The sequence below is a fragment of the Caballeronia sp. GAWG2-1 genome (genome assembly GCF_023631405.1).
Taxonomy (GTDB): domain Bacteria; phylum Pseudomonadota; class Gammaproteobacteria; order Burkholderiales; family Burkholderiaceae; genus Caballeronia.
Window position 1 is genome coordinate 327,063 of sequence record NZ_JALQDD010000027.1, and the last position, 22,980, is coordinate 350,042.

Annotated in this window: 24 protein-coding genes and 1 pseudogene; 5 read left to right on the top strand and 20 right to left on the bottom strand. The window is 61.6% G+C overall.

The window, feature by feature from the left end:
* The first annotated feature begins 54 nt into the window (after nucleotides 1-54).
* Nucleotides 55-750, top strand: a complete 696-nt coding sequence (locus tag NCR98_RS17955) for a TetR/AcrR family transcriptional regulator (protein ID WP_250526843.1) — start codon at nucleotides 55-57, stop codon at nucleotides 748-750.
* 21 nt (nucleotides 751-771) lie between these two features.
* On the opposite strand, the gene NCR98_RS17960 is transcribed toward NCR98_RS17955, so the two are convergent.
* The 19 genes and pseudogenes from NCR98_RS17960 to NCR98_RS18050 form a co-directional block, all read right to left on the bottom strand.
* The gene (locus NCR98_RS17960; protein ID WP_250526844.1) at nucleotides 772-1,035 is read right to left on the bottom strand and encodes a CBM96 family carbohydrate-binding protein; all 264 of its coding nucleotides are present in this window, start codon (nucleotides 1,033-1,035) and stop codon (nucleotides 772-774) included.
* 54 nt (nucleotides 1,036-1,089) lie between these two features.
* Complete coding sequence (locus tag NCR98_RS17965; RefSeq protein ID WP_250526845.1) at nucleotides 1,090-1,860, bottom strand: DUF1996 domain-containing protein; 771 nt, start codon at nucleotides 1,858-1,860, stop codon at nucleotides 1,090-1,092.
* A 14-nt stretch (nucleotides 1,861-1,874) separates the two neighbouring features.
* A pseudogene (locus NCR98_RS33505) lies at nucleotides 1,875-2,096 on the bottom strand (DUF1996 domain-containing protein); the annotation flags it as partial.
* A gap of 454 nt (nucleotides 2,097-2,550) precedes the next feature.
* Nucleotides 2,551-2,859, bottom strand: coding sequence for a DUF4148 domain-containing protein (locus NCR98_RS17975; protein ID WP_250526923.1), 309 nt, complete (start codon nucleotides 2,857-2,859; stop codon nucleotides 2,551-2,553).
* A 313-nt stretch (nucleotides 2,860-3,172) separates the two neighbouring features.
* Nucleotides 3,173-3,976, bottom strand: a complete 804-nt coding sequence (gene hutG, locus NCR98_RS17980) for an N-formylglutamate deformylase (protein ID WP_250526846.1) — start codon at nucleotides 3,974-3,976, stop codon at nucleotides 3,173-3,175.
* 286 nt (nucleotides 3,977-4,262) lie between these two features.
* Complete coding sequence (locus NCR98_RS17985) at nucleotides 4,263-4,838, bottom strand: HutD/Ves family protein (protein ID WP_250526847.1); 576 nt, start codon at nucleotides 4,836-4,838, stop codon at nucleotides 4,263-4,265.
* A 2-nt stretch (nucleotides 4,839-4,840) separates the two neighbouring features.
* Entirely contained in the window at nucleotides 4,841-5,536 is a 696-nt protein-coding gene (hutC, locus tag NCR98_RS17990; RefSeq protein ID WP_244829373.1) for a histidine utilization transcriptional repressor HutC, read from the bottom strand.
* Nucleotides 5,533-7,074: a histidine ammonia-lyase gene (gene hutH, locus NCR98_RS17995; RefSeq protein ID WP_250467355.1), complete on the bottom strand. Its 1,542-nt coding sequence runs from the start codon at nucleotides 7,072-7,074 to the stop codon at nucleotides 5,533-5,535. Before hutH ends, hutC begins: the two co-directional genes overlap by 4 nt.
* A 119-nt stretch (nucleotides 7,075-7,193) precedes the next feature.
* Complete coding sequence (locus NCR98_RS18000; protein WP_244829371.1) at nucleotides 7,194-7,679, bottom strand: GNAT family N-acetyltransferase; 486 nt, start codon at nucleotides 7,677-7,679, stop codon at nucleotides 7,194-7,196.
* Nucleotides 7,680-7,808: 129 nt separating this feature from the next.
* Nucleotides 7,809-8,186 (bottom strand): fluoride efflux transporter CrcB, encoded by a 378-nt coding sequence (gene crcB, locus NCR98_RS18005; protein WP_244829370.1) that lies wholly within the window; start codon nucleotides 8,184-8,186, stop codon nucleotides 7,809-7,811.
* Between the two features lie 46 nt (nucleotides 8,187-8,232).
* A complete protein-coding gene (locus NCR98_RS18010) occupies nucleotides 8,233-8,451 on the bottom strand; it encodes a hypothetical protein (RefSeq protein ID WP_250526848.1) in 219 nt (72 codons plus the stop codon).
* A gap of 86 nt (nucleotides 8,452-8,537) precedes the next feature.
* On the bottom strand, nucleotides 8,538-9,362 hold the full coding sequence (locus NCR98_RS18015; RefSeq protein WP_250526849.1) for a M55 family metallopeptidase: 825 nt from the start codon (nucleotides 9,360-9,362) through the stop codon (nucleotides 8,538-8,540).
* On the bottom strand, nucleotides 9,359-10,369 hold the full coding sequence (locus tag NCR98_RS18020; protein ID WP_250526850.1) for a DmpA family aminopeptidase: 1,011 nt from the start codon (nucleotides 10,367-10,369) through the stop codon (nucleotides 9,359-9,361). Before NCR98_RS18020 ends, NCR98_RS18015 begins: the two co-directional genes overlap by 4 nt.
* The gene (gene gsiD / locus NCR98_RS18025) at nucleotides 10,366-11,265 is read right to left on the bottom strand and encodes a glutathione ABC transporter permease GsiD (RefSeq protein ID WP_250493576.1); all 900 of its coding nucleotides are present in this window, start codon (nucleotides 11,263-11,265) and stop codon (nucleotides 10,366-10,368) included. The genes NCR98_RS18020 and gsiD overlap by 4 nt, the downstream gene beginning before the upstream one ends.
* A 7-nt stretch (nucleotides 11,266-11,272) precedes the next feature.
* Nucleotides 11,273-12,193, bottom strand: a complete 921-nt coding sequence (gsiC, locus tag NCR98_RS18030; RefSeq protein ID WP_250526851.1) for a glutathione ABC transporter permease GsiC — start codon at nucleotides 12,191-12,193, stop codon at nucleotides 11,273-11,275.
* Nucleotides 12,194-12,205: 12 nt separating this feature from the next.
* A complete protein-coding gene (gsiB, locus tag NCR98_RS18035) occupies nucleotides 12,206-13,735 on the bottom strand; it encodes a glutathione ABC transporter substrate-binding protein GsiB (RefSeq protein WP_370652206.1) in 1,530 nt (509 codons plus the stop codon).
* Between the two features lie 62 nt (nucleotides 13,736-13,797).
* Entirely contained in the window at nucleotides 13,798-15,690 is a 1,893-nt protein-coding gene (locus tag NCR98_RS18040; protein ID WP_250526852.1) for a dipeptide ABC transporter ATP-binding protein, read from the bottom strand.
* The gene (locus NCR98_RS18045; RefSeq protein ID WP_250526853.1) at nucleotides 15,687-16,655 is read right to left on the bottom strand and encodes an isoaspartyl peptidase/L-asparaginase family protein; all 969 of its coding nucleotides are present in this window, start codon (nucleotides 16,653-16,655) and stop codon (nucleotides 15,687-15,689) included. Before NCR98_RS18045 ends, NCR98_RS18040 begins: the two co-directional genes overlap by 4 nt.
* Nucleotides 16,652-17,623, bottom strand: coding sequence for a MurR/RpiR family transcriptional regulator (locus tag NCR98_RS18050; protein ID WP_250526854.1), 972 nt, complete (start codon nucleotides 17,621-17,623; stop codon nucleotides 16,652-16,654). The genes NCR98_RS18045 and NCR98_RS18050 overlap by 4 nt, the downstream gene beginning before the upstream one ends.
* A gap of 192 nt (nucleotides 17,624-17,815) precedes the next feature.
* On the opposite strand from NCR98_RS18050, the gene NCR98_RS18055 reads away from it, so the two are divergent.
* Nucleotides 17,816-19,081, top strand: coding sequence for a mechanosensitive ion channel family protein (locus tag NCR98_RS18055; RefSeq protein ID WP_244829360.1), 1,266 nt, complete (start codon nucleotides 17,816-17,818; stop codon nucleotides 19,079-19,081).
* A 194-nt stretch (nucleotides 19,082-19,275) separates the two neighbouring features.
* On the top strand, nucleotides 19,276-20,268 hold the full coding sequence (locus tag NCR98_RS18060; RefSeq protein WP_244829359.1) for a LysR family transcriptional regulator: 993 nt from the start codon (nucleotides 19,276-19,278) through the stop codon (nucleotides 20,266-20,268).
* On the opposite strand, the gene NCR98_RS18065 is transcribed toward NCR98_RS18060, so the two are convergent.
* Nucleotides 20,265-20,561, bottom strand: coding sequence for a YciI-like protein (locus NCR98_RS18065; RefSeq protein WP_250467363.1), 297 nt, complete (start codon nucleotides 20,559-20,561; stop codon nucleotides 20,265-20,267). The genes NCR98_RS18060 and NCR98_RS18065 overlap by 4 nt on opposite strands.
* A gap of 203 nt (nucleotides 20,562-20,764) precedes the next feature.
* Here NCR98_RS18065 and NCR98_RS18070 point away from each other — a divergent pair, with 203 nt between their 5' ends.
* Both NCR98_RS18070 and NCR98_RS18075 read left to right on the top strand, forming a co-directional pair.
* Nucleotides 20,765-20,944 carry a hypothetical protein gene (locus NCR98_RS18070; protein WP_244829357.1) on the top strand — a complete coding sequence of 60 codons (180 nt, stop codon included), beginning with the start codon at nucleotides 20,765-20,767 and terminating at the stop codon, nucleotides 20,942-20,944.
* Nucleotides 20,945-21,092: 148 nt separating this feature from the next.
* A complete protein-coding gene (locus NCR98_RS18075) occupies nucleotides 21,093-22,955 on the top strand; it encodes an OmpA family protein (RefSeq protein ID WP_250526855.1) in 1,863 nt (620 codons plus the stop codon).
* The last annotated feature ends 25 nt before the right edge of the window (nucleotides 22,956-22,980 follow it).

Sequence of the window (22,980 nt, forward strand, 5' to 3'; positions counted from 1 at the left end):
CACGAACGCCGCAAATCAGGCACGATGCGGCACACGAGGCCTACGGAAGGAACAATGAGACACGACGAAGCGTCGCCCGGCATCGAAGAAAGCAGTAACGCCGTTCCGCCTTTGCGGCGGCGCAAGGCACAAATTCGCGAGACCAACGAGGCTCACCTTTTAGCTTGCGCCGAAGCCGTTTTCGCCGAGAAAGGACTCGAAGGCGCGAGCACCGCGATGATCGCCGAGCGCGCCGGCCTGCCGAAAGCCAATCTGCATTACTACTTTCCGACCAAGCTCGCGCTCTATCGACGCGTGCTCGAAGACCTCTTCGAAGACTGGCATCGCGCGGCGGATACGTTCGAATGCAGCGACGATCCTGCAGAAGCGATCGGCGGCTATGTGCGCGCAAAGATGGAGTTGTCGCGGCGCCGGCCGCTCGGATCGAAAGTCTGGGCAAGCGAGATCATTCACGGCGCGCATCACATGCAAGACGTGTTGAACGAACGCGTAAAACCGTGGCTCGATACGCGCGTCACGGTAATCGAAGGATGGATCGCGCGTGGACTGCTTGCGCCTGTCGAACCGCAGACCTTCATGTTTCTGATATGGGCGATCACTCAGCATTACGCCGATTTCGACGCGCAGATTCGCGCGCTGAAGGGCAAGCGCGCGCTGACTCGAAAGGCGTTCGACGAGGAGACCGAGGAAGTTGTGCGGCTGGTGCTTCGCGCGTGTGGCGCGCGTTCGCCGGGCAACGAAATCCCATAGCCGCCTAGGTGGCGGCCAGCGTTATTTCAAAAACAGTGCAGGCACGCCGTTTTTCACTTCGCGCGAGTTGAATTCGACGACCTTGCTCGTGTTGTTTTTAATGCAGATAGCAATTTCAGGCGCCTTCGCGGCGATCTGCTGCTTGACGTATGCGTCGATGGAATTTATCCGGAGCTTATTAACGTTGTCGAGATAGATAGCGCCAACGGACTGCGGCGTGCAGGCACTTCCGGTAGGTGGCTTGTTTTGATCGTCCCAATTGGTTGCGGCGGCGAATAGGTACAAGTAGACCGCCGTGGAGTCGGTGACGTCGCCACCCTGAGTCTGTATGAACGCGGTTTAATAGGTATAGTCCGTGATTACGGGCGTCGGAAACTTCATGAAAATAATGTCGCCCGGACCTACGCGCAGTTTCTCGTCTGCATTGTGCGGAGTGCCGCCGGAGTCAAGCCACGTATCCGAATTGGACTTTACGTAGTAGGTCGGAATATCGCTGCTGCACGCGGTGTTTCCATTATTGGAACAATTGTCGGTCGCGTATTGAAGGCTATCCGGTTTCCATGCATTGATAAAGTCGGCGTGAGCGGTATATAAACTTCCCCATTGCGGCGTCAGCACGCCATTCACCATGATCGGGTCCATCGACAACTGCGCGCCGTTCAGATCGCCGTTATTGCCAAGTGTGTATTGCAAGTTTAATTGCAGTTGCTGAATCTTGATCGGATACGCTTCGGGACATGAACCGTCTTTGTTATTGTGGTAAGCCATGTTCTGAACGCCCGAGGAGAAATCCGGTTTAATGTGCTCGCCGTCCCAACAGTCCGGAAAATAGATCACGATGTCAAACTGCGCGTTGCCGTTCACAACGGGACAACTCGTCGGCGGATTCGCCATGTAGCCTACATTCTGGCAAAAATATGCAATAGCCGGATTTGCCGCGGTTCCGTGGTGGTCGCCGGCGAGCATCTCCAGACCTTGTGGGATAGCGGTGACGACCGGGAGCTCGGTATTCTTTTGGTAGTAGGTCTCTGGAAGTCGGGGACCACTATTCCGGCGGCGCGCTTCAATTGCGGCACCCAATAAGCGGACGCATCGGCAGTAATGTTGCATGTCGTGGCTTTATTCACATTCAGCTTAGCGAGGTCGCTAAAGGCATCGGTCGATCGGTTGCCGAAAAAATCGTGCTGCATGGCGAGTCCGGGTAATCCGTAACGAACAATGGAATCGTCGGGCTTCGTGTGAGAATACGCGCACTGTACGCTGAACTGACCGGCATAAACGCCGGTTGTCGTAGCTGCTAGGAGGATTAGCAATAGAAGTCGCAGCAAGGAGGTGGCTTTTTTCATGACTATTCTCAGCTCTCTCGATAAAGTGAAATGCTCGCCGCAAGCATTGATTCACGTTGAATATCGACCGTTGAATTTATTGGCCGTCGTTCTGCCACATGAATTCTAGGATACCGGGACATCGAGAAAGCCTCGTTTTATTATTTTATTGACGCTCCTTTGCAAGTACGCGCGATATTTAACTCGTGCACATAAGCCGACTCATTTCGAAAGTGAACAAAACCGATCTGCGTTTCTTTTTTCGCGCCGATTAAATCGAGCGATCGCCGCATTAAACAACGCGTCGAAATAAAAAACGCCGGCCGCAAAAATCGCGGTCGGCGTTCCTGGTGCTGCTTACTGCAGAACTGCTCTACTACACTTCTCGCAAGTTATTACGCTTTCTGCCATCTACCTCACCTTCAACTGCCACTGCTACTGCCACTACCACTGCAACTTGCCGTTATTCGATCTATTAATGACCGAAGTAGACCGACTCACGATCCGACATCGACGCTGACGGACGTGCGCCCGCTTGCGACGAACCCGCAGTCGATGCGCCGTACGACGACGTACCTTGCTGTGCATCCACGCGCGCTTCGGCTGCCTGGATGTTTTGCGGGTAGAACGCGTGGTCCGTCGACGGGTTATAGCCAGCCTTTTCCAACTGGACCAGCTCGGCGCGAACTTCTGCGCGGGTCACAGGGCCGTTGCTTTGTGCAAAGGCGAAAGTCGGAGCGGCCAGAGCCGAAGCAATAACGAGAGCCGGAACAAAAGACTTGATCATGATGAACCTCCTGGAATCTTGTTTTGAAATCGAAGACGAAGCCGGAAGCTTTAAACAGTTTCTGACTTCGTTTCGCTTGAAAACAGTGTAGGAGGGACGCGACTTAGGGGAAACCCCAATTTGCAGGAAACATATTTGTCGAGGTCGCAACAATGGCGGATGCGCAACTGCATGGCCTCGGCAGTTCGACAGCCTTTAAGTCATTGTTTATATTGATACTTCCGCGCCAGATGATGGCAGTACAACCAGTGCCGCCGAAAAATATCATTACAGCGGCGTCAGACAATGGTCATCCTGACGCCAGCTAAATTCAGGGCGCTTTCACATGCTCCAACGCCGCGGCGACCAACTCCCGCAACAAGGGCTGAACGTCGCTCGCGCGCGCCTCATCGTAGGAATAAGGCGGTGCCTCGTTCATGTAAGTGGCCTGCGTGAGCTCCAGTTGCACTGCGTGAATCCCGTTGGCCGGCTGACCGTAGCGACGCGTTATGTAACCGCCCTTGAAGCGCCCGTTAGCCACCGTTGTGTAACGTCCGTCCGACTCCACGACCTGCGCGAGCCGCTCGGCCAGTTCAGGCGCCGCCGATGCTCCATCCGCCGTGCCGAAGTTGAAATCCGTGAGCCGGCCATTGAAGAAGCGCGGCACGACTGAGCGAATGGAGTGCGCCTCCCACAGCAACGCGTGCCCATGTTCCTCGCGCAAGGCGGCGAGTTCGGAAGCGAGCGCATCGTGATAAGGCTGCCAGTAGAGCGCGCGGCGCGCCTCGATCTGTTCGCGTGAAGGCTCATGACCTTCGAGATAAAGCGGCTCTTTCTCGAACGTATCGACGGGACAGAGGCCAGTCGTATCGCGGCCCGGATAAAGATTGGCGTCATCGGGCGGACGATTCATATCGATGACATAGCGCGCGAATTGCGGCAGCAGAATCGACGCGCCCATCTCGCGCGCAAAGTCATAAAGCCGTTCGAGATGCCAGTCGCAGTCATCCACTTTCCGCGCGACCGGCGTCATTTCTTGCGCGAGCCCGTCGGGTATACGCGTGCCGCGGTGCGGGATCGAGATGAGCAACGGCGACGTGCCGCGCTCGAGCGTGTAGATCGCACAATCGTCCATGTGATGCCTCGCGTTTTATTAGTCGATGAGTGAACGCAATGCGTCTTCGTCCGCCTGACAACTTGCGTCGATGATCTTGCATCCGCCGACGAAGACGTCGCGTTTCGGCGATTCACCATGCTCGCAGAAAACCGTATCGGAAAGCCAGCTTTTGGAGCCGCGTTCCTCCGTCGAGCGCGGCATCGAAAAGACAGTTGGCGCGATGCCGCACGCGTTGGCCGTCTTCCATCCATTCGAGCATTATGTTGCGTTGCCAGCCATCGGGCATCTGGCGCGATCCACGCGTTCACGGCGTATGGATGCCTATCTGCAACCACGACGCATCTTGCGATGCTTCGCACGCGACGCGTCCGTCCGCGCTTTCGATACGCAAGCTGTCGCCCGCTGCGAGCGCGATGCGTTCTCCATGGGCCAGCATGACGTTCAACATGCCGCGCACGCAATGCAGAAACGTGACGTCGTGGTCCGGCGTCCATTCATGCGACTCGAAGCGGCTCGTCACCGAAGCATGCGCGCGACCGCGACGCGTCATCACGTTGAAGTCGCGCGTCGGACCTTGCACGAGCGCCGCGTGGATGGGCGTTTCGCCGGCAAAGCGCGCCATCGCGAGCGGCTCGTTCAACGTATGTACATAGTCGGGTTCGGCGAGCATCATGCCCGCGCCATCGAGCAGGATCAGCACGCGATCCACGCCCGCGAAGCTCGAAAACGCGCCATCCGCCGACACATCCGCGATGGAAAGCCGCCACGCGAACGTATCCATCGACGCGCCTTCCGGTTCCGCCGCGAGTTCGCGCGTAATGCCGCCGCCGTTCTTCCACGGCACGGCCGCGAGCGATGATGCGCGCAGGACGGTTGCCATGATCAAAAGTGGCCGGTGAACTGATAGCGGTCGCCGGGATGCCACAGATTCGCGACCGACGCCACCGTGTCGCGCGACCATGTTCGCCGATGCAGCAGCAGACACGGTTCGTGATCTTTCATCGCGAGCGCATGGCGAATCTCCGGCGATGGCAACGACGCCTCGATCCGATATTCGACCCGCTGCAAGGGCGCGGCCACCATCAGATATTGATTCGGCGTGATCTTCGTGAAGTCCTGACGCGCGTACTCCGGCGCAATGGCCGGGTTCACGTAGCGCTCTTCGAGTTGCACGGGCTCGTCGTTCTCGAAGTGCAGCACGCGCGAATGAAACACGGGACTGCCGAGCGCAAGCTGCATTTCGGCGGCTAGCGCTTCATCGACGATAGAGGCACCCAGATGCAGCACCGCCGCGCGATACGCATGCCCGCGCGCGACGATTTCATCGGAGATACTGCGAATCTCGACCAGTGTCGAAGCGTATTTCGGCTGCGCCACGAACGTGCCCGCGCCCTGCACACGCGTGAGCACCTGTTCGGCCGTCAGTTCACGCACCGCGCGATTCACCGTCATGCGCGCCACTTTGAACTCGCGCGCGAGCTCGTTCTCGGAGGGCACCTGATCGCCCTCCTTCCATTCGCCGCCGTGAATGCGCTCGAGGATGTAGTCCTTGATCTCCTGATACGCGGGCGTGCTCATGCGCTTCGATCCGCGCTCTGTTCCGAGGCAAAGGAAAACGGACTGTGCTTTGCAATCTCGCCCGCCTGCACGAGCGTCGCAATGGCGGCGATATCGGGCGCGAAGTAATGATCGAGGTCGTAATGCGCGACTTGCGCGCGGATGGTCTGCATCACGTCGATAAGCGGCGCGCTCGTGCGATGCGGCGCGCGCAGATCGACGCCTTGCGCTGCCGCAAGCAGTTCGATGGCGAGAATATTGGCCGTGTTGCTCGCGATATCGCCGAGCTTGCGCGCGGCAAAGGTCGCCATGGAAACGTGATCTTCCTGATTCGCCGAGGTCGGCAAGGAATCCACGGAAGCAGGATGCGCGAGCGTCTTGTTCTCGGACGCGAGCGCCGCCGCCGTCACATGCGCGATCATGAAGCCGGAGTTCACGCCGCCATCGCGTACGAGAAACGGCGGCAAGCCGGAAAGCGTCGAGTCGATCAGAAGCGCGATGCGGCGCTCGGCCAGCGCGCCGATTTCGGCGGCGGCGAGTGCGAGGTTATCGGCGGCGAAGGCAACGGGTTCCGCGTGAAAGTTGCCGCCTGAGAGCACTTCGCCCGTGTCCGGGAAAATCAGCGGATTGTCGGAAACCGCATTCGATTCGATCAAGAGCACGTCGGCCGCATGACGCATCTGATCCAGACACGCGCCCATCACTTGCGGCTGACAGCGCAGGCTGTATGGGTCCTGAACCTTCTCGCAATCGGCGTGCGACAGGTTGATGCCCGAGCCCGCCAGCAACGTGCGATACGCCGCCGCCGAATCGATCTGCCCGCGATGTCCGCGCAACTCATGGATACGTGCATCGAACGGCACGACGGAGCCCGCGGCCGCGTCGACGGACAGCGCGCCCGCAACGAGGCCGGTGCGGAACAGGTCCTCGATGGCAAAGAGGTTGTAAAGCGCGAGCGCCGCCGATGCCTGCGTGCCGTTCAACAGCGCGAGCCCTTCCTTCGCCTGCAACGTGAGCGGTTCGAGCCCGGCCAGCTTGAGGCCATCTAGCGCGCTTGCGCGTTCGCCGCGCACCATGACTTCGCCTATACCGAGCAGCACCGTCGACATATGCGCGAGCGGCGCGAGATCGCCCGACGCGCCGACCGAGCCTTTCACGGGGATGACGGGCAATACATCGGCATTGAAGAGCGTGACGAGGGCGTCGATCACTTCGCGGCGAATGCCCGAATGGCCGCGCCCGAGACTCGACAGCTTGAGGGCCATCAAAAGACGCACGACCGGTCGCGACATCGGTTCGCCGACGCCGACCGCGTGCGACAGCACCAGGTTGCGTTGTAGAAGTTCTAGCTGGTCTGCGGGAATGTGAGTGTTGGCGAGCCGCCCAAAGCCCGTATTGATGCCGTAGGCCGGATCACCCTTGGCGGCGATCGCGGCAACGGCGCGCGCGCTCGCGTCGATGGCGGCGAAGCTCGCGGGATCGAGACTCAGCGAATCCGATCCGCGCGCGATGCGGCGCAATTGCGGCAGCGTGAGCTTGCCAGGCGTGAGCGTAATCATGTTTCTTCCTGTCTATACAAGTTAGGCACAAGTCTAAACGGGCAGAAAGGACGAAACAAGGGGCTATCCGGGATTACACCGAGGCAATCCCGAACATAGCGCTTGACTTGTCTATACAGCTACAGCACTTTCTCCATCACGAGTTGCGCGAAGCGCTGCCCCCGCACCTCGACAGCCCGCGCAAGCAGCATGGTGAAGCCGCAATACTCGAAGAACGGCTGCGAGCCCAAGCTCGCATACGTGTGCAGCACGCGCATGCCGTTTTTCTCGGCATGCTCCTCGATGGACGCGAGCAGCGCGGTGGCCACGCCTTTGCGCTGATGCCTTGGCTCGACGAACATCATGTCGATGAGCCCGTTTTCGTGGACATCGGCGAAACCGGCAAGCTCGTCGTCCGTGAATGCCACCCAGGTTGGCCGGCTGAGACGGGCGGCATGCCACTCCTCGCGGTCGGTTTGCGCCCAGGCATCGATTTGTGCCGGGCTGTAGTACTCGGACGCGCTTTCACGAACGGCGCGCACGAACAGATCGATCACGCCGTCGAGGTCACTCGCCTGGTACGGTCTGATGTCAACTCTCGGGAACTGGGACTCGAACTCGACCATCTCATCACCTTCGTATTGCAGTCAAAAGAAACAAGCCGCGTGCGCAAAGCAGCGGCGAAAGAGCGTGAAGACACGCGGGAAAAAAGTAGGAGTTCATGCGGAACGCGGCGCTGCGGCAACGTGCGTGGATCAGCTGACCCAGGCCACCGTCGCAATACCGAGCGCGGTCATTGCGAGCGACGCGCCGACGTGCAGCGCGATCTCCGCGAGCGCCCAGCCGGGCCGCCCTTGCTGAAGATGCGCGACCACTTCGGCCGAGAACGTGGAGAAGGTGGACAAGCCGCCCATTAGACCGGTCGTGACGAAGAGACGCCATTCGACGGAGATGTCCGGCAAGCGCGCAAAGGTCGCGACCGCCACGCCGATGATGTATCCGGCAATCACATTCGATGCAAAGGTGCCGAGCGGCAGGTTTGGAAAGATTCCATTGAGGCGCAAACCGAGCGCCCAACGAAGCAGCGATCCCAGCCCGCCGCCAATTCCCACCGCGATGATCGACAAATACATAAATAAAATCGATATGAATGAAAGGTTGTCCGCACTCGGGATGCGCTCAGGCGTCAGTGGCAAGCCGCTCGATCAGCGCCGCGCGGCTCGTCTCGACGATCCACTGCTCGGCGCGCGGCAGCCGCGCCGCCCATGTGCCATTGCGCCGCTCTTCCCAGCAACCGGCTTCGTGGCCGTCGATGAAAAGCGAGCCGCGCATGACGAGTTGCGGAGCGGCGGGATCGAGCGTCACATCGTCGTTGTGTTCGAGCTTCACGTCGTGCATGAAAGCGCCTGCAAAAAATCGTTGAAGAAAGTACCGTGCCGATGACCGATCAGCCAAGACCTCCATTCTAACGATAGTTCCTCCGTTCACCGTAACATGAAGGACATTGCCGAAAGGCAATTGAGTGTGCGTACGACCTGTTCGATGCCGGGCGCATCGAAGGCGAGCGTGACGGCATCGAGCCGTTCGAGCGTCGGCCACTGACAGAAGAGATCGGCATAAGCGGAGCTTTGCGTGCGCAGTTCGCAACGGCGTGAGTCCGGTGCATGGTGTGCGCGTGAACTTGAATGACGCGAGGCCTCGACAGTCTCCTTCGCCGCGCGCCTGATCGATGCGCACGCGGCTTCAGGCGTATCCGTAACGCCGCTCGAATAGCCGTGCGCCGTCTTCACGCAAACGAAGTTCGCTTCCGGGAACACGGGCAAGGTCTCCGCGCCGAACACGTCGTCGCCCGTGATGAGCGCGACGCGTGCGCCGCGCGCCTCGGCAAGCTGCCCATAGAGCGGGGCCTCGCCAACCTCTTCTCCGTCGAGCATCACGCGCGCAAATGCAGCGCTGTTGATGGTATGCGCGAGAATTCCGCGACTCTGCGCCCGCGCGTGATAGCCGACCATGAACACCAGTTCCGGCGATGCCTCCAGTCCCGCCATCATGCCGAGCGTGCGCGGCTTGCCGAGCACGAGACGCGCGCGCGGATCGAACGCGTTCGGCAATAGATTACGAAAGCCGCCGTGAGAATCGTTGACCCAGACTTCGGTCGCGCCGCCATCGAATGCACCGAGCACGGCGGCGTTCGCTTCGTTCGTCATGAAGCGGCGCGCCTGCTCGTATTCGCCGTTGCCCGCGCGCGTTTGCTCCGGATGGAACACGCCCGCGACGCCTTCGATATCCACCGAAATCAACACTTTCATTGGCTTTTCCACACTTCGTTGAGCGACGCGCGACGATGCCCGTCGCGGCCCGTGACGCTTTCGGCGCTGAAGAGCGCGTCGAGAATGGCCTGTTCGGTGGCGTCCGCCACGCATTGAAAGAGCGGATCGAGACGCGCGTCCGGCAGCAAGCGCGGCAAGTCGATGAACTCGGCGTCGTGAGGCACGGTGTACGCCGTCGAAAACGCCAGCGCAATGTCGCCGCTACCATGACCGAAGACCGAACCGGTGCGCGCGAGCCCGGCTGCGGCGCGCATGGCGAGACGGCGAAGCTGCCGCGCATCGAGCGGTGCGTCGGTGGCGATCAGCATGATGATCGAACCTTGCTCGCGTTGTGGCGCCTGCGCTTGCAGCGTGTGTCCAATGGCATCGCCGGCAATCGTGAGTTGCGGCAAGCGTCCGAAGTTGGCGAGCACGAGCGCGCCCGTGGTGTAGCGTTCATCGCCGATATCGACGACACGCGAGGCCGTGCCAATCCCGCCCTTCAAGTCGAAGCACGACATGCCGCGTCCCGCGCCCACGGCGCCGCGCGCGAAGTCCGGCGAACACGAAGCGAGCGCATGCCGGTAATGCGCTTCTTCGACGGCGAACGCCTGCATGTCGTTCAGAAAGCCGTCGTTGCATTCGAGCACTAGCGGATTGACGCTCGGCCAGTCGCGGCCAATGCGCGGATTGCCTTCGAGCGCCGCGCGGATCTGCGCGTTCGCCACCGTGCCGGCCGCGAAGGTGTTGGTGAGCGCGACAGGCGTTTCGATCACGCCGAGTTCATCGATCTGCACGAGCCCGACGCTCTTGCCGAAGCCGTTGATGACGCATGCCGCTGCTGGCGTCTTGTTGCGATACGCATCGCCGTCATGCGCGCGCACCACCGTCACGCCGGTTTGAATCGCGCCATCGGCGAGGGTGTAATGGCCAACGCTCACGCCCGTCACGTCCGCGATACTGTTGCGCGCGCCCGCGTCGAGCACGCCGATATGCGGCGGCTTCACGGCCGGTCGAGCTTGGGATCGAGCGCGTCGCGCAGACCGTCGCCGAGCAAATTGAACGCAAGCACCGTCAGAAAGATGGCGAGGCTCGGGAAGATGGCGACATGCGGTGCCATCGCCATGTCGGCGCGGGCTTCGTTGAGCATCGCACCCCACTCGGGCGTCGGCGGCTGCGCGCCAAGGCCGAGAAACGAGAGACTCGCCGCCGTGATGATCGACGTGCCGATACGCATGGTGAAATACACGACGACCGAGGAAATGGTCCCCGGCAGAATGTGCCGCATGATGATGGTCCAGTCCGACGCGCCTATGCTGCGCGCCGCCTCGATATACGTCAGATGCTTGAGCGCGAGCGTGTTGCCGCGCACGAGCCGCGCGAACGCGGGAATGCTGAAGATAGCCACCGCGCAGATCACGTTGATCATGCCGTTACCGAGAATGGCCACCACGCCGATGGCGAGCAGAATGCCGGGGAACGCGAACAGCACGTCTGAAATACGCATGACGATGCGGTCCCACCAGCCTTCGTAGTAGCCCGCGAGCAGCCCGAAGAACGTGCCGATCACCGCGCCGATCACGACCGACAGCAAGCCCGCCGAGAGCGAAATGCGGCTGCCGACGAGAATGCGGCTCAAAATGTCGCGGCCGAGCGAGTCGACACCGAACCAGTGCGCTGCCGAAGGCCCCGCGTTGAGCGCGTCGTAATCGAAATAATTTTCCGCGTCGTAAGGCGCGATATACGGCGCGATCACCGCGATCAGGATCAGAAGCACGACGAACACGGCCGCCGCGAGCGCCACGGGCTGACGCTTGAGCTTGCGCCAGAACTCCGTCCACGGCGTGCGGATCTCCTGTTGCGGCGCGACCGCGACCTTCGCCTCTGTGGCTGTCACACTCATGCGGTCCTCACTTGAAACGAATGGTCGGGTTGATGACCGCGTAGAGGACATCGACCACCAGATTGATGACGATGAATTCCAGCGAAAACAGCAGCACTTCGGCCTGGATCACGGGATAGTCGCGCATCTCGACGGCATCGACGAGCAGGCGCCCGAGCCCCGGCCAGTTGAACACTTTCTCGACCACGATCGAGCCGCCCAGCAGGAAGCCGAACTGCAGGCCCATCATGGTGACGACGGGGATCATCGCGTTACGCAGGCAGTGTTTGACGATGACCATCGGCTCGTGCACGCCCTTCGCGCGCGCGGTGCGCACGAAGTCCTCGCCGAGCACTTCGACGAACGACGCGCGCGTGAAGCGCGCCATCACGGCGGCCACGGCCGCGCCGAGCGTGAGCGACGGCAGCACGTAGCTCTGCCACGAACCATCGCCGACGATAGGCAGCCAGCCGAGCTTCACCGAGAAGATTTCCATCAGCAACATGCCGAGCGCGAAGGCGGGAAACGAGATGCCCGATACCGCGATGGTCATGCCGAGCCGGTCCGGCCACTGGTTGCGCCAGACCGCCGAGACGATGCCTATCGCCATGCCGAACGCCACGGCCCACGCCATGCTCGCGAGCGTGAGCCAGAGCGTCGGCATGAAGCGCTCGCCGATCTCCGTACTCACCGGCCGCTTGCTGCGCGTGGACATGCCGAAGTCGAAGTGCATGATCTTGCCGAAGAAGCTCGCGAATTGCTGCGGCAAGGGCTTGTCGAGACCGAGATCGGCCCGCACGAGCGCAACCGTCGCCTGATCCGCTTCGGGTCCGGCGGCCAAACGCGCGGGATCGCCCGGCAACATGTGCACGAACAGAAACACCAGCACCGCGACGATGAAGAGCGTCGGCAAGAGCCCGAAGAGGCGTTTGGCGAGGAAGGTAAGCATCGTCGAGGCGCTTTACTTGATCGCGATGTCGTCGAAATTGAACGAGCCGTCGGGCATGACGTAAGCGCCCGTCAGACGCTTGCTGCGCGCATACACCACTTTCTCCGTGACGAGGAAGATCCACGGGGCGTCGTCCCAGATGCGCTTTTGCGCGTCGGCGTAAAGCTGCGTCTTCTCCTTTCGGTCGGTCGTGGTGAGCGCCTTTTGCAGATCGGAATCGACGGTATCGTTCTTGTAATAGGCCGTGTTGAAGAGCTTCGGCGGAAACGACGAACTCGCGAGCAAGGGCGAGATGGCCCAGTCCGCTTCGCCCGTCGACGACGACCAGCCGACGTAGTACATGCGCACCGGCGCGGTGGCCGGCTCCGGTGCGCTTTCCACGCGCTGCACGCGCTGGCCGGCTTCGAGCGCTTCGATCGTGGTCTTCACGCCCACTTGCGCCAGCTGCTGCTGCACGAACTGGATGATCTTCTGCGCCGTCGTGTGGTTATAGCCCGACCACAACACGGTTTCGAAACCGTTCGGATAACCCGCTTCCTTCAGCAGCTCGCGCGCCTTGGCCGGATCGTATTTCCACGGCCCGAGCTTGGTGGAGAAGTCCACGCCCGGCGGCGCCACGCCTTCGGACGGCACCGCGTAACCGGCAAATGCAACCTTCACGAGCGCGTCCTTGTTGATCGCATAGTTGAGCGCTTGACGCACCTTCGGATTATCGAAAGGCTTCTGCGACGTGTTCATGCTCACGTAGCGCTGAATGATGGAAGGCGCCGCGATCAGATCAACCTTCGGGCTCGCCTTGAGCGTCGCGGCCTGCTCGAACGGAATCGAAAAAGCGAAGTCCGCTTCGCCCGTTTGCATGAGCGCGGCGCGCGTGTTGTTATCGACCACCGGCTTCCAGTCGATCATGTCGATCTTCGGATAGCCCTTCTTCCAATAGCCCGCGAACTTCTTCACCTTCAGGTCGTCGGTCTGCTTCCATTCGACGAACTCGAACGGTCCCGTGCCGACCGGATGAAACGCGATGTCCTTGCCGTATTGCTTCAACGCGGTGGGCGAAATCATCACGCCCGCCGGATGCGCGAGCACGTTGATGAACGCGGAAAACGGCATCTTGAGCGTGATCTTCACCGTGTACGGATCGATCACTTCGGTCTTCTCTATCTTGTTGAAAAGACCGTAGCGCTTGAGCTTGTTGTTCGGGTCCGTGACCCAGTCGAAGGTTGTCTTCACGGCTTCGGCGTTGAAGTCGGTGCCGTCCTGAAACTTCACGCCCTGCCGCAGCTTGACCGTGTAGACCTTCGCGTCCGGACTCGCTTCGTAGCTCGTCGCGAGCACGGGCTGAATCTTCATGTCCTTGTCGAAGCCGAAGAGCCCTTGATAGAACGACTTGGCGACCGCTTGCGAGAGCGTGTCGTTGGCATCGTAGGGGTTCATCGTCGTGAAGGTCGAGGCCACCGCCATCACGGCGGTGCTCTGGGCAAACGCGGGCGCGGCGGCAAGCGCGCTGAATACGCATGCGCTCGCGGCTAAAAGCGCGCGCATGGAGCTGGATTTCGTTGACGGCATCGTTAGACTCCTTTGACTTGACTGATCTTGACTAGCGCTTAATAAGCGCCGCCGACATGATGCTCGGCGACATAATGGTCCGGGCCGACCGCAACGAGTTTCGCCACCACCGGTTCGTCGCCGAGTTTGCGAATCGGGCTCGGTATTTCGTCGGCGGCGAGCATGCGTTTGGCGTGACGGCGCGCGGGATCGGCCACCGGCACCGCGCTCATCAGCTTTCTCGTGTACGGATGACGCGGCGCTTCGAACACCGCCGCGCGCGGCCCGATCTCGACGATCTGCCCGAGATACATCACCGCCACGCGATGACTCACGCGCTCGACCACCGCCATGTCGTGCGAGATGAAGAGATACGCGACGCCGAGTTCGCGCTGCAGATCGAGCATGAGATTGACGATCTGCGCGCGCACGGAGACATCGAGCGCGGAGACGGATTCATCGGCGATCACGACTTTCGGGTTCAATGCAAGCGCACGCGCAATGGCGATCCGTTGACGTTGCCCGCCCGAGAATTCATGCGGATAACGCTGCGCGGCTTCGGGCGGCAAGCCGACTTTTTCGAGCAGCCAATCCACGCGTTGTTGCGCTTCCCGTCCGCTTGCGACGTTGTGGACGAGGAGCGGTTCCATCACGGAAAAGCCCACGGTCAAACGTGGATTCAGCGAGGCGAACGGGTCCTGAAAGATGAACTGGATATTGCGGCGCAGCGCCTGAAGTTCGGGGCCTTTCAGCGCGCTGATGTCGCGTCCGTCGAATTCGATGGAACCGCTCTGGCTTTCGACGAGCCGCAAGAGCGAGCGCCCCGTGGTGGACTTGCCGCAGCCCGATTCGCCGACGAGCGCAAGCGTCTCGCCCGGACGCAGATCGAAACTCACGCGCTCGACCGCATGCACCGCCGCCGTCGTGCGTCCGAAGATGCCGGTCTTCACCGGAAAGCGCGTGACCAGATCGCGCACGCGCAAAATTGGCCGCGCGGTTTCGTCGATGGCGGGCTGCGTCTCTCTTTCGACCGCCGCGGATGGCCGCAACGCGCTGGCATCGTCGGGGGCGAGTTCGGCAGGCTCCACTTCGAGAATCGGAAACTTGGCGGGGCGATCGGTGCCCTGCATCGCGCCGAGCGTCGGCACGGCGGCGAGCAGCGCCTTCGTGTACGGATGCCGCGGACGCGCGAACAGCGCGTCGGATTCGGCTTCCTCAACCTTCTCGCCGCGATACATCACCAGCACGCGATCCGCCACTTCCGCGACCACGCCCATGTCGTGCGTGATGAAGATCACGGCCATGTTCATCTCGTCCTGCAGGCCGCGCACGAGTTGCAGGATCTGCGCCTGAATGGTCACGTCGAGCGCGGTGGTCGGTTCGTCGGCAATGAGCAGCGCGGGCCGGCACGAAAGCGCCATGGCGATCATCACGCGCTGCCGCATACCGCCCGACAACTGATGCGGATAGCGCCCGAACACGCGGCGCGCCTCGGGAATGCGCACGAGATCGAGCAGACGCAGCACTTCGTTCTTCGCCTCCGCGCGGCTCCTGCCCTGATGCAGCGCGATGGCTTCCGCGATTTGATCGCCCACCGTGAACACTGGATTGAGCGAGGTCATCGGCTCCTGGAAGATCATCGCGATATCGGCGCCGCGCACGCCGCGCATCGTGGCGGACGAGGCTTGCGCCAGATCGAGCACTTGCCCGCTGCGTCGCCGGAACGCCATGCTGCCTGCCGTCACCGCGCCGCCGCCGTGTTCGACGAGACGCATGAGCGCAAGCGACGTCACCGACTTGCCCGATCCCGATTCGCCGACAATGGCGAGCGTCTCGCCACGATCGACGGCAAAAGACATGTTGCGCACCGCTTCGACCGTGCGCGAGCGCGAGCGGAAAGTGACGGAGAGATCGCGTACGTCGATGACGCGTGCGTCGGGTAACGTCGTCATGTGCGGTAGATCGCCGTGAAGGGTTGCTCGCCCACGCGCGCGAACCCGCGATACATCCCTTCGGTATTGAACGGCAGCGTGACATTGCCCTTTGCATCGACGGCGATGAGTCCGCCGCGTCCATCGATACGCGGCAGCTTGTTCATCACGACATCGCGCGCGGCGACTTCGAGCGGCAGCCCGCGATATTCCATCTGCGCCGCCACGTCGTAGGCAGCCAGCATGCGCATGAACATCTCGCCCGTGCCCGTGGTCGAGACCGCACAGGTCGCATCGTTCGCGTAGCAGCCCGCGCCGATCATCGGAGCATCGCCGACGCGGCCGATCTGCTTGTTGGTCATGCCGCCCGTCGATGTCGCGGCCGCGAGATGACCGTGCGCGTCGAGCGCCACCGCGCCGACCGTGCCGAACTTCTTCGCAGGATCGAGCGGATCGTCTTCGCCCGCGGCGAGCGTCGCCGCGTCGTGATCGAGCATTGTGCCGGATGCGCCACGCGCCTTCTGCCATTGCTCGTAGCGCGCATCGGTATGAAAGTACGACGGCTCGACGAATTCGAGGCCTTGCGCCGCCGCGAACGCTTCCGCGCCGGCCGCCGTGAACATCACGTGTTCGCTCACGTCGAGCACGCGGCGCGCGGCGAGCACCGGGTTCTTCAAGCGCGTCACGCACGAGACGGCGCCTGCTTCGAGCGTCGCGCCGTCCATGATGGATGCATCGAGTTCGTGCGTGCCCGCGGACGTGAAGACCGCGCCGTGACCTGCATTGAAAAGCGGACAATTTTCGAGCAGACGCACGGCTTCGGTGACGGCGTCGAGTGCGCTGCCGCCATCGGCGAGCAGGCGTTCAACCGCGCGCAGAATCTCCGCGAGCGCCGCGTGATAGCGCGCTTCGGCGTCGCTCTTGAGCGCGGCGCGTACGATCGTGCCGGCGCCGCCGTGAATGGCAATGACCGGAATGGCGTTCATGATTCGCGCGGCTCCGTGTGGGGATGTCGAGTCTGCCGGCGGCGCGGTGTTTGCACGCCGGACGCACTCTTGAGGATAGAAGGTGCGACGAGCCACGGCAGCACGAATTCGGTCAATCCGGATGCCGCCTCGACCGAACGCTTCGCGCGATGCGCAACGGCGTCGCACAAGGCTTCGATGACGGCAAGCACGGCGGTGTCGCAATTGGCGGCGAGCCGCCGTTCCGCGCCGATGGTCAGCACGAGATCCGCGATACGCGCGAGCGGCGACGCGATGCTGTCGGTGAGCGCAACGACGCGCACGCCATGGTCGCGCGCTTGCCGCGCAAGCGTGATAGTGTCGTCGACATAGCGCGGGAAGGCGATGGCAACGAGCAAATCCTCGCGCGATGCCGTGAACAGACGCCGCGCCGCATGCGATGGCCCGCCCGTCAGCGCGAGCGACTGCACGTTCGCGCAATAAGGCGTGAGGCCATGCTCCATGAGACCGGCGAGGAACGCGCTCGCGCCGTAACCGAGCACGAAGACCTGGCGCGCCGCGAGAATGGCTTCGACGACGGCGACGGCCTTCGCGGCATCGACGGAAGTCTGGGCAAGACGCAGGTTCGCCGACGCCTGCGCGAGCGAGGCATCGAAGACGTCCGCGCCGCTCGCGGGCGATTCCAGCGCGGAGCGCAATCGTTCGACCGGCGCGATGGTCGCTTCGAAGCCGCGCACCAGCGCCTCGCGAAACGCGGGATAGCCGGAAAAACCGAGCGCGCGCGCAAAGCGGTTCGCCGTGGCAACCGATGCCCCGACCGCTTCCGCCAGTTCGTCGATCCGCATGGTGGCCGAGCGAAACAGGTTGGCGAGCACGAACGCGCCCATGCGCTGATGGATCGGCGTCAGGCCCGGCATGGCCGCCGCGATGCGCGCGGAGATCAGATCGTCGGCATCCGTCGACGGATGGACCGCTGGTAAGCGTGACATGGGCGCTGGAACAACTCCCGCTGTAAGCAAATGCAATGAAAGTATATTTACCCAAAACAATCGCCGAAAAAAATTCATTTTCATCGAACGCGGGTTTTCGATAAGACGGTCATCGAGCAAACCGTGCGCGCGGAAATGGTGCGCGTTCATGCACAATACGGGGCGCCTTGCATTCGCCCTTTCGTGGAAGCCATGAATCTCGATTTTCTGCCCGACCAGTTGCAACAGCATTTGCCCACGCATCCGTGGGCGCAGCTGGTCTTCGGCATCGTCATGCTGGCGCTCGTCGCGCTCTTCGTGCAGTGGGTGGTCGCGCGCATCGTGCTCGTGATCGCGCACCGGCTGCTCGTGCTGGCCGGACACACCGCGTGGGATCAGGCGTTCATCCGCCGGCGCGCCTATCACCGGTTGTGGTACGCGGTGCCGTTTGCGACCATTGCGCTCGGTATCGACGACGTGCCGCATATCGGCCGCTGGGCGACGGTCATCGAGCGTGTAGCGCACAGCGGCGCATGGGTGTGCGTGTTCCTCGCGACGGGCAGCGCGTTATCGGCGTGGCAGGATGTCTATGCGTCGAGCAAGGAAGCGCAGACGCGCTCCATCAAGGGCTATGTCCAGATCGGCAAGCTCGCGCTCGCGCTGGTGTGCAGCGTGCTCGTGCTGTCCATTCTCATCGACCGTTCGCCGCTCTGGATGCTCTCGGGTCTCGGCGCGTTGTCCGCCGTGCTGCTGCTCGTGTTCAAGGACACGCTGCTGTCGCTCGTCGCGAGCACGCAGCTCACGTCGAACGACATGCTGCGCATAGGCGACTGGATCGAGATGCCGCAAGCATCCGCCGATGGCTTCGTGAAGGACATCGCGCTGCATACGGTCAAGGTGCAGAACTGGGACAACACGGTCACCACGGTGCCGACCTACAAGCTCTTTTCGGAGAGCTATCGCAATTATCGGCACATGTTCGAATCGGGCGGGCGGCGCATCAAGCGGACCATGCGTATTGACGCGCAATGCGTGCGCTTTTTAAGCGACGACGAAACCGACCGTCTCATGCGCTTTCGCCTGCTGCACGATTATCTGCAGCAGAAACAAACGGAAGTCGAACAGGCCAACCGCAATCTCGGCGAACTCGCCAACGAACCCGCGAACCGGCGCAGGCTCACGAACATCGGCACGTTTCGCGCCTACGCGCTGGCTTACTTGCAGCGGCACCCCGAGATCCGGCAGGACATGACGATCATGGTGCGCATGATGGAGCCCGAATCGCAGGGCATTCCGGTGGAGGTCTACTGCTTCACCGCGACGACCGCCTGGACGCAGTACGAGCGCATTCAGGGCGATGTCTTCGACCATCTGCTGTCCATTCTTCCCGAGATGGGATTGCGGCTCTACCAAGCGCCGTCGGGCGCGGATATGTCGGGACTCTCGGGCCGTCTGCGCGGCGAAATGCCGACGCTTTGATTACGCCTTCACACGGGCGCGGGAAGAATCGGGCAAGAATCGTCCAGTTTTGTGTATTCACGCAAGGGTTTCGAATCCTTACGATGTGATCATCGCCGATGTGCCTTGTTTCCCGCCGCTTCGCCTGCCCGGTCAAGCGGCGGTGTGTAGTGGCGCGCATCGCCTTTCCATCGTCGGAATAAGGAAAACTCAACGTGATCGATCGCGTCCATGCCATGCGTGTCTTTACGCGTGTCGTCGATACGAACAGCTTCACGCGCGCTGCCGAATCGCTCGGCATGCCGCGTGCAAGCGTCTCGACGACTGTGCAACAACTCGAAGCATTGATCGGCGTGCAATTGCTCGCCCGCACCACGCGCCGCCTGAACCTCACGGTCGACGGCGCCGCTTATTACGAACGTTGCGCGCAGATTCTCGCGGATATCGACGAACTCGAATCCGGCTTCGGCGCGGGCGAGGAACGTCTGCGCGGACGGTTGCGCGTGGAGATGCCGGACACCGTCGCGACGTCCATCGTCGTGCCTGCGTTGCCGGAGTTTCATGCGCGTTATCCGCAGATCGAACTGTCGATCGGCATCGGCATGCGTAATGTCGATCTGGTCGGCGAAGGCGTCGATTGCAGCGTGCAGCTTGGCGAATTGCCTGACTCGGGGCTCATCGCGCGGCGGCTTGGCGTGCTCGAACAAGTGACTTGCGCGAGTCCCGCGTATCTGGAAAAGCACGGCATGCCCGCATCGGTCGATTCACTCGCGCAGCACGTCGCGGTGAACTGCGTGTCGAGCAAGAATGGCCGCCCCGCCGATTTCGATTTCGACGTGGACGGTGAAGCCGTCACCATGAAGATGCGCGGCTTCGTCCAGGTCGCCGATGAACACGCGTATCTCGCGTGCGGCATAGAAGGGCTCGGACTGATACAGCCGTTGCGGATCGCCGCGCAGCCGTATCTGCGCTCGGGGCAACTGGTGGAAGTGCTGCCGCAATGGAAGTCGCCGCCGCTGCGGGTCTCGGTGGCGTTCTTGAAGAGCCGGCAGGCGACGCCGCGCGTCTCGGTGTTCGTCGACTGGCTCGCGGACCTCTTCGAGCGCACGCAGCAAATGGACGATACGCTCACGAGCCTTTATCGCGCCGCGCGCCGCAACGCGCCCGCACGCCGCGACCGGCCTTCGGAAGAAACCGCCGACGTCTAACGAACGGGCGTGGCCGCGTCCTCGCCCACCACGGTGTTCCACTTGCGCACCTGCCAGCGTTCGACGAGACCGTTCACCACGTAAGGATCGTTACGTGCGAACGCCTCGGCGGCCGCGGGCGAGTCGCCCTGAAACAGCAATATGGCGCGATCGGCGGGCGCATCGAGCGCACCGGCCAGCACGATCTCGCCGCGCTCGGCTGCCTGCCAGGCGAGCTTCAGATGCGCATCGCGAAATTCCGCGCGCCGCTCGAGATAGTCGGCGCTGAGTTCGTAGATCATCAGGTAATGCATCGTCTGTCTCCTCGATGTGATTGTGAACGTGCGAAGTATCCTATTTTGCATGCTTTCGGAGTTATTTTAAGACTCCAATCAGAAGCGTCCGATCGCGTTCCCCGCAAGGATCAAACATCATCGACAGGTTAAGTCAAGGACCCGTCATGAAGCGCGATCAACCTCCCTGCAGTAGCTGCTCGAAGCACGAATGCCGTGCTTGCGTGTGGACCTCACCTCTCGATGCGTCGTATCGCGCGTTCGTCCATTCGAACCCGGTCTACGCCATCCTCGCATCGAACGTGCATCAGCACGAACCCATGCCATCCGAAGCATCATGGCTCGGAATCGCCGCCAAACGCGTGGCCCGCTTTTTCTCGGATTCTTCCCTTCGGGCACGCTGATTCGAGCTCATGCCCGCTCAACCGTGACACGAACGTAACGGTTTCTGTAAATAAGTATCTCGAAAATATTTTAGGATAGCTGCGCATATAAAATGCGTCGCGTCAATGCGCCTTCATCTGGCGCTACAGCATATAGGATAGACAGTCGATGAGCATCAATCTGGTCCAGGCAGTCAGGTCCGCGATTACGGACCAAATCGCGGAACAGCTATCGCAGAAATTCGGTATCCCTGCGCAAATCGTTCAGCAGCTGACCGCACGCGCAGTGCCTGGTCTCGTTGCATCTCTCATGGAACGTTCGGCTTTTGCTGATGGCGCGAACGCGCTGTACACGGTCGTCATGTCGCCGGACGCGAACGCTTTTATCGCGGATCAGTTGAGCAACGTGATAACCACGACGAGTGGCCTCAAACACCTCGAAGCAAGCGGACATTTGATGGCCGCGCGCGCGACGGGACAACGCATCGACGCTCTGACAGATGCGGCTTCCATTGAGACCGGCGTGCCGGCACAAGCGACATCGGCCCTCTCGGGCATGCTCTCCGCCGTGTTGTTCGGTGTGCTGAAGCATTACTTCCTGCTCTCGCAGGTTTCGGTGCATGCGTTGCCCGCGCTGTTGCGCGATCAGGTAGCCGAAATCCGCGCAACGCTTTCGAACGGAATCGCGGCCGCCATTGGTCTTGGCAACACGGAAGGTTTTGCCAGCAATATCGCGGGCCGCCTGGATGCCGTCGGTTCGACGCTGGAACCGGCACTTGAGCCCGCTATTGCAACCATTCCGGCAACGGCGGCCATTGCGACGACAGCCCCACCGGCGCCGCGAGCCATTGCGCCTATCGCACCCGCACCCGCGCCCACGCCTGCGCCTGCTTCCACGCCCGTCCCCGCTTTCGCGGCCGCAACAACTCAAATGCGAGCACCCGTGCGCAAGCCCGCGCCGAAAAAGTCGCACAAATGGATTTGGCTCCTGTTTGCCATGCTCGCCGCGATTCTCGCGGCCGTGTACTACCGTGGCTTTACGAACGGCGACAAGTTCGACCTGAGAGCTTCGACCGCTGCATCACCCGTCACGCAGGTCACACCGGCTGCATCTTCGGTCGAGACACAAGTCAATGGTTCAGACACGCTGCGCACGGACACGGCATCCGCAACGGCGATAGCTTCCTCGGTCGATGCCGCAAGCGGCATCGCGGCGGCTTCCGTACCCGATGCAGCACCGGCGAAGTCGAAAGACGCCAGCATGCTGTTCCACGTGAGTTCTGCCGGCGTTCCTTCGATCGAGGCAACCGTTGCCACGGACGCCGAGAAGCAACGTCTGATCGATGCACTCGAACAGCACTTTGGCAAGAACTACAGCGCCAACGTTTCCGTCGATGCACAAGCGCGTCCCGCCACGTGGCTTTCGCACGTGACGGATCTCTTGCCGCTAATGGCCGTGCCGGGCGCGGAAGCGAAAATCGCGGGTTCGAAGGTTGAACTGAGCGGCACGGCCGCCGAAGCGAAATTCGGCTGGATGGATCGCTTGAAAACTACCTTCGGCGACATGTTTCAGGTCAGCTCGTTCAACGTGGACAGCGCGGTCGCCAATGCCACGCAATCGTTCCGCAGCGCCATGAAGACACTGCTCGCCGCGGAAGATTCCTGTTCCGGAGACAAGCTCTCGAAGGTGCTCGATCTGCAGGTCGTCAACTTCGGACGCTCCAGCGCAACCGTGCCGCAAGACGCGTATGCCACGCTGGATCAGACTGCCGCGTTGCTGAAAGACTGCGCGGCCAAGGGTTCGATGGTCAAACTCGAAGTCGCGGGATACTCGGACGCAACAGGTGTGCCGTCAGCCAAACTGGAAATGTCGAGGGAACGCGCTCAAGCCGTGCGCGGCTATTTGATGAAAGCCGGCGTGCCTTCGAATTCCCTCACGTCGAACGGCTACGGCGACGCAAACCCTATCGCCGATAACGCCACCGCAAGCGGTCGTTTCGCCAACCGTCGTATCGAGTTCGTCGTGAAATAAGCTGCGGGTCGGTGACTCGCTGCTC